General features: G+C 58.5%; 5 protein-coding genes. 3 read left to right on the top strand and 2 right to left on the bottom strand.

Features of this window, described 5'->3' with window-relative positions; genetic code table 11:
• The first annotated feature begins 165 nt into the window (after positions 1 to 165).
• The 3 genes from Q1J43_RS02000 to Q1J43_RS01990 all read left to right on the top strand — a co-directional run bounded on the left by Q1J43_RS02000 (position 166) and on the right by Q1J43_RS01990 (position 5,783).
• A complete protein-coding gene (locus tag Q1J43_RS02000) occupies positions 166 to 4,530 on the top strand; it encodes an AarF/UbiB family protein (RefSeq protein ID WP_301100642.1) in 4,365 nt (1,454 codons plus the stop codon).
• 105 nt (positions 4,531 to 4,635) lie between these two features.
• Positions 4,636 to 5,202, top strand: coding sequence for a chromate transporter (locus tag Q1J43_RS01995; protein WP_301100641.1), 567 nt, complete (start codon positions 4,636 to 4,638; stop codon positions 5,200 to 5,202).
• The gene (locus tag Q1J43_RS01990; RefSeq protein ID WP_301100640.1) at positions 5,199 to 5,783 is read left to right on the top strand and encodes a chromate transporter; all 585 of its coding nucleotides are present in this window, start codon (positions 5,199 to 5,201) and stop codon (positions 5,781 to 5,783) included. Before Q1J43_RS01995 ends, Q1J43_RS01990 begins: the two co-directional genes overlap by 4 nt.
• A gap of 41 nt (positions 5,784 to 5,824) precedes the next feature.
• Here the strand turns inward: Q1J43_RS01990 and Q1J43_RS01985 are convergent, their stop codons facing one another.
• Positions 5,825 to 10,498 (bottom strand): NAD-glutamate dehydrogenase, encoded by a 4,674-nt coding sequence (locus tag Q1J43_RS01985; RefSeq protein WP_301100639.1) that lies wholly within the window; start codon positions 10,496 to 10,498, stop codon positions 5,825 to 5,827.
• Between the two features lie 261 nt (positions 10,499 to 10,759).
• Positions 10,760 to 11,845 carry a tetratricopeptide repeat protein gene (locus tag Q1J43_RS01980; RefSeq protein WP_301100638.1) on the bottom strand — a complete coding sequence of 362 codons (1,086 nt, stop codon included), beginning with the start codon at positions 11,843 to 11,845 and terminating at the stop codon, positions 10,760 to 10,762.

Raw genomic sequence — 11,845 nt, 5'->3', positions numbered from 1 at the left:
GGCCATCCCGGCATTTTTCTCGCTTCCACAATTGGACCCCAGCCTCAAGAAAATAACGAGCAAATACACCCGTTACGATCTGGCCTCGGCCGCCAGCCTATTGGTCGCGTGAAAAAAATCGGAAAAGTCGACACTGTCCAGGAATTAGCTGAGGAGCTAAAACCCATGAATCGGCCGCCGAGGATATTGGTCTTTGCTGAAGCCGTTACTCTGGCGCATGTGTCTCGTCCATTGGCCTTCATCGATACCCTGGACCCGACACAATACGAGTTGCATTTTGCCTGCGCGTTTCGTTACGAAACTTATTTCAACTACGAGCGCTGCACCTATTGGCCCATTGAAAGCATTTCCTATGACGCTTTCATTAGCTCCAGCAGCGGGAATAAATCCGCGTACGATGACGAACAACTGGCAAGCTACCTCGCCGAAGAAGATGCCTTAATCCGGGAAATCCAGCCGGATCTTATCGTCAATGACACGCGCTTTACACTTTGCATCAGCGCCCCATCGGCCGGGATTCCGCTAGTCAATATTAATAATTCCTATTGGAGCCCCTATCGCACAAACAGGGTTTTCCCGATCCCCGCTTATAAACGCTCGGCGTTATTCAATGTATTTCCTCCGCACATTGCAGAGCGCCTGCTGCCGTATGAATTGATTGAACGCACTTACCCTTTCGTACAACCTTTTTTCGAGCGGAAATTCTTGGCGCCATTTAACCGCGCTCGACAACGCCGCGGTCTGGCGCCCTTGCCTGGTTTTGACGCGCTACACACGTTTGGCGACTGGACCTTGTATTGCGACATACCGGATTTCATCCCGCTAGCGGATCTGCCCGCCAATCACCGCTTCCTGGGGCCGCTTCTGTGGTCTCCCCCGCACGCATCGGCTTTGCCGGTGACGGACCCGGCAAGGCCGACGCTGTATGTCAGCCTTGGGTCGTCCAACGATGTCCCCCAATGCCGGGAGATTGTGGCCGCTTTGGCTGAATTGGACGTGCAACTTCTGGTCGCGACGGCAGGCAGATTCTCGTTACCGTCTTCAGATCGGGGGCACGTTGAGGAATTTCTGCCGGGCCTTGAAGCGTCGCGGGCGGCGACCTTAGTCGTATGCAGCGGCGGCAGCACGGCGGCTTATCAGGCGCTGTCGGTGGGGACGCCGGTGATGGGGCTGCCGGCAAATTCAGACCAATTCCTGGCCATGGAGGCTATTGAGCGATGGGGGGCGGGTCTTTCCCTTCGGGCAGATCAAACCACCGTCGTCGAGGTGGTGGCAACTGTCGTGAAGATGTTGGCTGAGCCCCAATTCAAAGCCCGCGCTGTCGCTCTGGCGCAAGGTTTTTCGGCCTATGACGCGCGGCAGAGATTTGGGCAATTCATCCAGGAAATCCTGCCCCCATCGGTCAACATCACAGATTCGTCGCGACGACTGCAAACCTTGCCGGAGCGGCTACAGCGTCGGGCAGAGCGATCCCCGGAACTACCGGCTTTTTGGGGATTGGAGTCCCGCAAACGGGGCGAGGCGGCACAAACTTATGGCCAGGTCTGGGCGCAAGTGCAAACTCTGGCCTTGGCCTTACGGGCGCAGGGGCTAGAGCACGGTGAGCGGGTAGGGTTTTTGGCCGCCGTGGATCCGGCATGGGAATTGCTGCACTTGGCGGTGCTTTTGGCCGGGGGCGTGGTAGTCGGCCTGGATCTTCACGACGCGCCGGAGCGCGTGCGCATCGCCGCCCGGCAAAGTGATATCCGCGCCTGGGTGGTTCAAAACGCAACGATCGTCGAGGACTGGTCCTCGCTCTTCTCCGACGACACGCTGTTCATCATCCTGTTGACTGATCATCCTGTGACAAAACCAAGGGGAAAAATAATACCGCTGCACCATTTGCTGAACGATTCCGTGGCGGACTTATCAAAGCTGTCCTGGCCTCGCGCCAATGATTTGGCGACCATTATTTTTACTTCGGGCACGACCGGAGAAGCCAAGGGTATTCCCTACACCCACCGGCAACTGACGCACGCGGTACGCGCCATCGCGCGGGCGTACCGCGACCTGCCGGAAGGATTCCAATCCTTGTGCTGGCTACCGCTTTCCAACTTGTTTCAACGCATGGTGAACCTCTGCGCAATCGAGCGCGGGGCGGTAATCAATTTCATTGCGCATCCCAGCCAGTTGCTGGAGAGCCTGCCCATAGTTCAACCGGAGCTATTGATTGGGGTGCCGCGCTTTTACGAAAAGCTGGAGGCGGGCATTCGCACGGCGTTAGCTGCCAAACCATGGGCGGTACGGGCGCTCTTTCGTTGCAGCCAAAGCGTTGGCGCTGCCTATCGGACGTGTCAGCAGCGAGGGAATCCGCTGCGCTTTCTGTTTTGGCCCTTGTATTGGGTGCTTGATGTCATTGTGTTAAAGGCCGTGCGCCGTCAGTTCGGCGGACGACTGCGCTACCTGGTGTCGGGTGCGGCGCCGCTCAATCCTAAAACAATGGAGTTTTTCTGGGGAATCGGCCTGTTGACCCTCGAGGCCTACGGCACCAGCGAAAACGCCATTCCGATTGCCATGAACCGCCCCCACGTTTTTTCCTTCGGAACCACGGGCCGTCCCCTATTGCCCAATGAGGTAGAGATCGGCCCGAATCAGGAAGTGCTGGTGAAGGGCCCCAGCCTTTTTGCCGGCTATTGGAAACAGGAGCGGGATGCAGCGCTCTTCCAAGGCGCTTATTACCGAACCGGCGACGAAGGACAATGGGAGCGCGGGGGATTCCTGAAGCTTCTCGGCCGGCGCTCAGACTTCATCAAGACATCCACTGGACGGCGATTGGCACCGAGCCCAATTGAGCAACACTTTAAAGAACTGCCTTTCGTAGACCAAGCGGTCATCTTCGGCCATCAACGAAAGGGGCCGGCACTTCTAGTGACGGTTGATATGAAGGCCCTGGATAACACAACAAGCGGGGAACTCACAACGCCCCTGCAACAGCAGATCATCAAGGCCCTGCAAGGCCAGGCAAGCGGGTTGACGCCGCTTTCCCAGCCTCTGGGGATATTGGTATTCAATCGCGCTTTTTCAGTGCTCAAAGGGGAAATGACCGCAAATCTAAAACTACGTCGGCGAGTGATTGAAGAAAATTATCGGGTGGTGCTCGATGCCCTTTACCAAGAAAGTGAAAACGCACCGAATCACCCGGTATGGTTTTTCACGTCTGCCGACGTACGCATGCAGGAGTTCAACAATCTACCCAAGTTAAACCGGCTGCAGATCCATTTACTCTCGCGCTGGCTTGTATTGGGACTGTTTTTTCTACACGCGCTACGCGCCTACGTGGCCTATGCGCGTGGTCTCTTTCATAAACCATGGGATTACAAGAAATTGCAGTCGCAACTGCTGAGCGTTCTGGTGCGCCATTTTCGCGCCACCGTCGGGCCACTCAAGGGGCCATTGATCAAGATTGGTCAAACCTTGAGCTACGTGGATGTTGGCCTACCTCCCGCGATTCAACAATTTCTGAAAGAGCTCCAGTACAAATCGCCGCCTTTGTCGAGCAAGAGAATACGCACGGTGATTCGTTCATCCCTGGGCAAGGACCCGGATGAATTATTCGCCGAATGGCACGACGTTCCCTTGGCTTCCGCCAGCATCAGCCAAATCCATTTGGCACGGCTTAAAGATGGCCAGCGCGTCTGCGTAAAGGTGCGCTATCCGGGGATAGAACGAATCGTCAAGTCCGATTTGTTCGCTGTGAGAATGCTTCTTCCCTTGCTTGCCGGCATGTTGGGAGTGCAAAACGTACGGGAAAATTTTAATGAAGCGCGGCGGCTGTTCCTGGGTGAGTGTGATTTGCGTGCAGAAGCGAATTTCATGCGCCGGTTCCAAGCTATTTTTGCCGGGCATCCGCACATCATCATTCCAGCCGTTTATCCCGAGTATTGCTCAGAAGACGTGTTGACCATGGAGTATGTGGAGGGGCAGAACTACGCGGAATTCAAGGCCACGGCAACTCGCCCGGAGATCGATCAGGCGGCGGAAACGATTACTGAGATGATCGTCGCCAGTTCGTTGGCGCATGGCATCTTCCAGGCCGACCCGCACCCCGGGAATTATTTATTCAAGAATAGTCAAGTCTGCTTTCTCGATTTTGGATTTTGCAAGGAATGGCCGCCGGAATTCATTCGCCAATGGCGGCGACAAACCCTGGCGGTGATTCAGAATGACGTGACCACCTTCGCTGATGCCACGGAAAAAATCGGACTTCGGGGTGAGGAGGTCCAACTCGATTACGCCGCGTTGTTGCAATGCTATCGCCATTCCATCCACAAAATGTTTTTGGAAAATCGTCCCTTCGAGTTTACGCCAGAGGTTGTCAAGAAGATAACCGATGACTTCCAGAACCAATACTCCAGATTGAATCGGATTTATAGCTCTCCAGAATTACTTGCTCAGGGGCGGTTGTTTTGGGGCTATTTCTCCCTCTTGGCCGACATGGGGGCCACGGTTAATTCCTTCCGCATTCACATGCAATATCTATTGCAGGATTGACCAGCATCCAGAGCACACGCGTAAAGCTCGGTGCAGCCCATACCGGGCCCTTGCCGGCAACGGAGCAAGGTAAAATACGGCTTCTCCCCTCTGCGCCAAAATCCTTTGGAAACGAACAACCATCTTCAGCCCCAGTCACTGACCGATCTCTTTACTTCGTTCACCCTGCTGGCCTTGCAAGGCTTTGGCGGCGTGCTGGCGGTTGTGCAACTGGAACTGGTGGGAAAAAAACGCTGGATGACGAAAGAGGAGTTCGTCGAGGAATGGGCGGTTGCGCAGATCATGCCTGGACCCAATGTGATCAACCTGTCACTGATGATCGGCGCGCGCCATTTCGGCCTGCCCGGCGCTCTGGCCGCCATGGCCGGCCTGCTGGCCATCCCCTTGCTGCTGGTCTTGCTGCTGGCGCTGGCCTACGCTCACTACGGCAGCCATCCCAACGTTATTGGCGCCCTGCGTGGCATGGGGGCGGTGGCCGCCGGCCTGATCATTGCCACCGGTCTCAAATTGTCCACGGCCTTGAAATCCAGTCCCCTCGGCATTCCGGTGTGTATTGCGCTGGGCAGCGTTTGTTTTATCGGCATTGCCCTGTTGCGCTGGCCGTTGGCCTACGCGCTGATCGGACTGGGTACGACGGGCTGCCTGCTGGCCTACCGCAAGCTTGAACCGTGAGTGCAACCCCTGTCCTGGCACTGCACTGGAGCGACTGGCTTAACCTCTTCGCACACTACCTGGCGCTGTCCTTCCTATCGGTGGGCGGGGCCATTACCACACTGCCGGAGATGCACCGTTATCTGGTCGATCAGCAACACTGGCTGAACGACGCCCAGTTCAACGCCTCGATCGCCATCGCCCAGGCCTCTCCGGGGCCGAACATCCTGTTCGTTGCCCTGATGGGCTGGAATATCGGCATCAACGCCGGCGGCCTGCCGAGCGCCCTGCTCGGCGTTTTGCTCACCATGACCGGCATTTTGCTGCCGAGCACGACACTGACCTATCTGAGTGCGCGCTGGGGATACCGCAACCGTAACTTACGCTCAGTGCGTGCATTCAAGCAGGGCATGAGCCCGATCGTGATTGCGCTTCTGATCGCCACCGGCTGGATTCTCGCCAGCGCACACAAAGACCCGGCTCAGGACTGGCCGCTCTGGCTGTTGACTGCGGCCACCGCGCTGATGATCGGGAGCAGCAGGATCCACCTGCTGTGGCTGCTCGCCACCGGCGCCCTGCTCGGCTGGTTCGGACTGGTCTGAAGCATACAAAGCCTCACCGCAAAGGTGAATCAACGAGCTTGTCATACTTCAAGCAGCCGCCTGATCTCGGCGAGGCCGGCCGAGAGCATGGCCAGATCTTGCGGCGCGTTGCGTTTTAGTTCGTCAACCACGTTGCGTGCCGCGCCAAGTGCATCCTGTGGCTCGCCGGGACTACGCTGCAGCAGTTTTTGCCGCAGCGTGCGCAGTTCGCTGGCCAGTTGCGCCCGAGCACGGGCCTGCCAGCGGTTGCCGGCCGGTAGTCGGGCGACGGCGGTGCCGAGCCAGTTTAAATCGAGATTCGCGTCAAGTCGTGTGCAGGCGGCAGCCACCTCGTTCAGGGGCCACTGAGTAGAACGTGCCAGATCGACAAGTTCGAAAACTCCGACAATGGCGCTACGCGCTTCAAGTTGCGCGGCCAGGGCGGCGCTACCGGACTGGCCCTGGCCGGCGCTGGCAATAGCGTTGCTTACCGCCGCACGGTAGCGATCAACGCTGCTGGCGATCGTCTCGCCGGCCGTTTGCGCAGCAAGAATCTGGCAGGTGGCCGCAGCAACCATCTCGCGCAAGGCAGCCATCAGCGCCAGTTGCTGGGGCACCGGGGCCTTGAGATCGAGCGCCTCCAGCTCGCGCCACGACGCTTCAGCAGCGAGCAATTCGCTCGCTGCGTACCAAGCCGCCGCGACGCGCGTTGTATCGGCACCGGTCTCATCGACGGTTTGCATGACGAAACTCGTCCCCATCCGGTTGACCAGGCGATTGACCAGTTGCGTGGTAATGATCTCGCGTCGCAGCGGGTGCGCGACGAGCTGCTCGCCACACTGACGAACAAGCGCCGTCGGGAAATAGTCGACCAGCAACTGCTGGAGTTCTGGCGCATCGGGCAAGGACGAGGCGAGGATAGTCTCCTTTAGCGTGATCTTGGCATAGGCCAGGAGGACGGAAATTTCGGGGGGCGTCAAGCCCAGGCGCATCTGCGCCCGTTCGGCGAGCGCTTTGTCATCGGGCAGGAATTCGATGCTGCGATTGAGTGTGCCCGTGGCCTCAAGGCTGCGGATCAGTTGCGCGTGAGCGTTGAGCAGCTCGGACCCGGCAGCGGCTTCGAGCGAGATCGCCCCGGTCTGCTGATAGTTATCGGTGAGCACCAGATGGCCGACGTCGTCGGTCATCGACGCCAACAACAGATCGCGTTGCTTGGTGGTCATGTCACCGCTGGCGACCAGGCCGGAAAGCAGGATCTTGATATTGACCTCGTGGTCGGAGCAGTCGACACCGGCCGAGTTGTCGATGGCGTCGGTGTAGAGGCGACCGCCGGCAAGCGCGAATTCGATCCGCCCCTTCTGCGTCAGGCCGAGGTTGCCGCCTTCGCCGATTACCTTGGCATGCAGTTCCGTGGCATCAACACGCAACACGTCGTTGCCACGGTCGTTAGCGTCTTGGTGGCTCTGGCTGCTGGCCTTGACATAGGTGCCGATACCACCGTTGTAGAGGAGGTCGATCGGCGCTTTGAGAATGGCGTTGATCAGTTCGTTCGGCGCCATCTCCGCGACTGTGACACCGAGCCATTGGCGCACCGGCGGCGAGAGCGGGATGCGCTTCATACTCCGTGACCAGACTCCTCCGCCAGCGGAGATCAGGGATTTGTCGAAGTCTTCCCAGGATGAGCGCGGCAGCGCGAACATCCGTTGCCGTTCGACAAAGCTCTTGGCGGCGTCGGGGCTCGGATCGAGGAAAATGTGGCTGTGGTCGAAAGCGGCGATCAGGCGGATCTGCTGCGAAAGCAGCATGCCGTTACCAAAGACGTCGCCGGCCATGTCACCGATGCCGACAACCGTGAAGGGTTCGCTCTGGATATCGCGACCCAGCTCGCGGAAGTGGCGTTTGACTGCTTCCCAGGCGCCGCGGGCGGTAATGCCCATCTTCTTGTGGTCGTAACCGACGGAGCCGCCGGAGGCAAATGCGTCGCCGAGCCAAAATCCGTATTCAATGGCGATGCCGTTGGCGATGTCGGAAAAGGAAGCCGTGCCTTTGTCAGCCGCCACGACCAGGTAAGTATCATCGACATCGCGGCGGCGAACGTCCTTGGGCGGCACCACCTGGCCGTTGACCAGGTTGTCGGTGAGGTCAAGCATGCCGCGGATCAGTGTCGAGTAGCAGGCGATGCCTTCAGCCTGGTAAGCGTCGCGCTCACTGACCGGCGGCAGCCGCTTGCAGACGAACCCTCCCTTCGAACCTAGCGGAACGATTACGGCGTTCTTGGCCGTCTGGGCCTTAACCAGGCCCAGCACCTCGGTGCGAAAGTCCTCCATGCGGTCCGACCAGCGCAAACCACCGCGCGCGACGCGAGCGCCACGCAGGTGGATGCCTTCCATGCGCGGGCTGTAGACGAAGATTTCGTAGAGCGGCACCGGCTTGGGCAGGAAAGGAATGAGTTTTGATGAGATCTTGAACGACAGATACCCCTTGGCCTTGCCGTCAGCGCCTGTCTGCCAGGCATTGGTGCGCAGCGTGGCCTCAATGGCCGTGCGGAAGCCGGAGAGAATGCGATCGTCGTCAAGATTGCTCACTTGCGCCAGGGCGGCAGAAAGTTCGCTGCCGATCGCTTCGACGCGAGCCTCGTCACCCTTGGGCGAGAGTCGCGCTGCGAAGAGATCGGCGAGCAGACGGGCGATATGTGGCTGGGTGGCCAGACAGCGCTCAATATAGACCTGGCTGAAGGGTAGTCCGGCCTGGCGCAGATAGCGGCCATAAGCGCGCAGAATGGTGATGCGTGGATCGTCGAGTCCGGCAAGCAGCACCAGGCGGTTGAAGCCGTCATTCTCGGCCTCGTCGCGCAGCAGCCTTTCGAGCAATTCGACAAAAGCACGACGGGTCGCTTCGTTATCGAGCGCGTCGGCGCGTGGCAAACGAACGGCGAAGTCGGCGATGTGCACCTCGCTGCCGATAAGCTTGAATGGCTGCTCAAAGAGCACCGTCACACCCATGTTGTCAAACACCGGCAAGACTGCCGAGAGCGGTCGCGGGAAACCTTTCAGGAACAGCTTGATGTGCTGGTGTGAGCCGTCATCGCCGTAAGGCGCATTGAGCTTGACCTCGATGCGTGCACTCTTTTCAGCCACTTCAAGCCGTTCCAGGTCGGAGACGGCGGAAGTCGGCGGTACCTGGTCCTGATAGGCCAGAGGCAAAGCCATGGCGTAACGGCGGAGCAAGGTGTTACCGTGCTCCTCGCCGCAGTGCTCGATCAGGTTTTGCTGTAGTTCGTCGTGCCAGCCGCGAACGATGCGCGCGACTTCGCGCTCGAAAAACACGGCGTCATAATCATAGCGGGTGCCGGCCGGCATGCGGGCGATCAGGTGCAGGCGCGCCAGCCGAGATTCGCCGACCATCAGGAAGAAATCGATACTTTCGGCGTGCAGCGTCTCGCCAAGCAGTGCCGTGATGCGTCGCCGCACAGAGGTATCCAGGCGGTCGCGCGACATGTAGACCAGCGCCGAGACATAGCGCCCCCAGTTATCGTTGCGCAGAAAAACACGGACTCGCGGATGTTCTTGCAGCATGACAATGCCGCTGGCGATGCGTAGCAGATCATCAGCGCCAATCTCGATCAACTCTTCCCGCGGATAGGTTTCAAGCACGTTGATTAGTGCCTTGTCCCGGTAGCTGCCGGGGGCGAAACCACAGGCTGAACGTACCGCCGCGACCTTGCTGCGCACCACGGGAATGTCATTGGTCGACACATGATAGACGTGCATGGCATAAAGGCCGACGAATACGTGTTCGCCGAGAATGTTTCCAGCCGCGTCGCGATAGAGCACGCCGATGAAATCGAGATAGATCGGGCGATGTACGGTTGAGTGGCCGTCGGCCTTGACCAGCGTCAGTGCAGAAGGCATACGAGCAATTTCGGCCAGATTGCCCGGGATGCCCTCCAGGCAGCGGCCGAAGCGCGGGTGGTCGGTTCTGCGCAGCAGACCAAGACCGCCGTCCGCTGCCCGCTTCAGTTCGCCTGCCGCAGTGTCGGCGTGATAGTGCGTGTAACCGAGAAAGACGAAATTCTCAGCGGCTATCCAATTTAGAAATTCGGCAATCTCCTTGTTTTCGGGATTTGGCCAACTTTGCAGATCGGCGATTACCGAAACGACCTTCTCACGCATCGTCAGATGGTCTTCAACAGCTGCGCGAACGTCAGCCAGGTGCTCGACGATGTCGGCGCGCAAGGCCTCGATTTGCTTGGCATCACTGATACGATCAATTTCGAGATGAATCCAGGATTCGGTTGGAATGCCAGCGCTGCCACGTTCGGCACATCTGAGTAGCGTGCCGGCCGCGTCGCGCTCAACGCCGAGCAGCGGGTGCATCAGTTTATGAATGCTCAGACCATGACGATAGATGGTCATCGTGATCGAGTCGACAAGAAAGGGCATGTCGTCGGTAACGATGTCGATCACAGCATGCGGCGAATGCCAGCCATGGCGGTCAAAATCGGGGGTGTAGAAGGCAATGGCGGCCTCCCCGGGAGGGCGCAAGAGGCCGAGGCGATGGTGCTGAAGCGCCGCGCCGTGCAACTCTTCAGGACTGGCGTCGTCAAAGCTGGCGATGTCGGCGTCGGCGAAATAAGTTTCAAGATAGTCGGCAAGCGCTGCCGAGATATTTTGGCGGGTAGAGATTTCGCGCAGATTGCGCAGCAGGCTGTTGTCGGCGTCCGCTATGATGGTCATTGTCTATCACCTTTTTTGTTTGTAACGCCCGAGGGCACTCATCTTCGAGTCGAGAAAATACTCTAGCGCCAGAGTAAAGATCAATACAAATGTTTGGTGGCAAGTTCAACAAAACCAAACTTGGTGCGAAAAAGTCAAAAAATGACGACCGCACATTCCTGGCTGATCCACTGCGCCCGCCTATATTTACATTGTTTTGAACGAGACACAAACGATGTATATTCATCACCTAGATTAAATTGTCTGACCCCGATATGGCCACTAGCGCAATTTTTGCTCGGCCAGAGCCATCAGTTCAGTGCTAAGGTTGCCGCTTTGCCGGGCACGTATGAACATCTCCCTGGCCTCATCTGAACGTCCGTCGGCTTCCAGCGTCAGTCCCAGACCCAGCCACCAGCGTCCTTCGCCGGGAGACAGACGGGTCGCTGCCCGGTAGTGTTCGGCGGCGTCCCGGTTACGCCCGAGACGTTGCAGGACGTGCGCCGTAAAACCTTGATAGTCAGCGTTGTTGCCCGCTGCCGGCTGCGAGTAATTGAGCGTCTGCCAGGCTCCCACCAGATCTCCGCGATCAACCTGCAAACGCGCCAGGTTCATCGCCCAGCCGATCTGCGCCGGCTGACCCTGTAGTCCATCCTGTAGTACCTGAACGGCTTCATCAAGGCGCTTGGCTTCGAGCAGCAACTTGACCAGCAACTGCCGGGAGGCAGTATGCAAACTATCTTCGCGCAACGCGATACGCAGCCCGTCCACGGCTTCAACAACCCGCCCCTGATTGACTGCGCCAATGGCTTTGCGATATTCGGATTCAGTACGCTCCCGAGGCAAAGCGATCGAATCGGTTCTCTCGATCTGCGTACTCCTGACTAACTTGCCTATGGCCGACGGCTGGTGTTCATCCGCTTCCGGCTTGCTGTTGGCCTGGGCAGATTTTTTATCGTCATCACCAATCGCCGCCTTGACCGGCTTTTTCCTTGCACTCTTTTCCGCCTGCGACGTAATAAATTCCGCCATGCGCAGGCTGCCATCCAGTTCCTGCAACAGGGTGTCGACCGCCGACGCCTGTACTTCAGGCGCCGCTTCGACCTGCACACGCTGCTCCGGATCGGCTACGGGGGGCGGCGTCACTGCCGCGACAATGGCCGGCGCCAGCGGCGGGTCAGGCGGGGTCATCAGCTCTAGTTGATAAAAAGAAAAACCGCCCAGAACAAGCACCGCAAGGCTACCGAGAATGAGCGGCAGCCGCGAAGGCTGGAGCTGCGGCAGAGGTCGCACGTCATTGGGCAGGGCGTTTCCGGCACCGTGCTGCCGCGTATCGAGATCCTGCAGCATCTGGTTGATCAGACTCAT

The organism is Propionivibrio sp., assembly GCF_029255185.1.
Classification (GTDB): domain Bacteria; phylum Pseudomonadota; class Gammaproteobacteria; order Burkholderiales; family Rhodocyclaceae; genus Propionivibrio.
The sequence above is the reverse complement of the archived record's forward strand: the minus strand, read 5'-3'. Positions and strand labels throughout refer to the sequence as shown.

What these genes read in the sequence shown, in the direction of transcription:
- Q1J43_RS02000 (WP_301100642.1), top strand. Translation starts at nt 166, where the DNA reads ATGAATCGGCCGCCGAGGATATTGGTCTTTGCTGAAGCCGTTACTCTG.
- Q1J43_RS01985 (WP_301100639.1), bottom strand. Translation starts at nt 10,498, where the DNA reads ATGACCATCATAGCGGACGCCGACAACAGCCTGCTGCGCAATCTGCGC.
- Q1J43_RS01980 (WP_301100638.1), bottom strand. Translation starts at nt 11,845, where the DNA reads ATGAGTCTGATCAACCAGATGCTGCAGGATCTCGATACGCGGCAGCAC.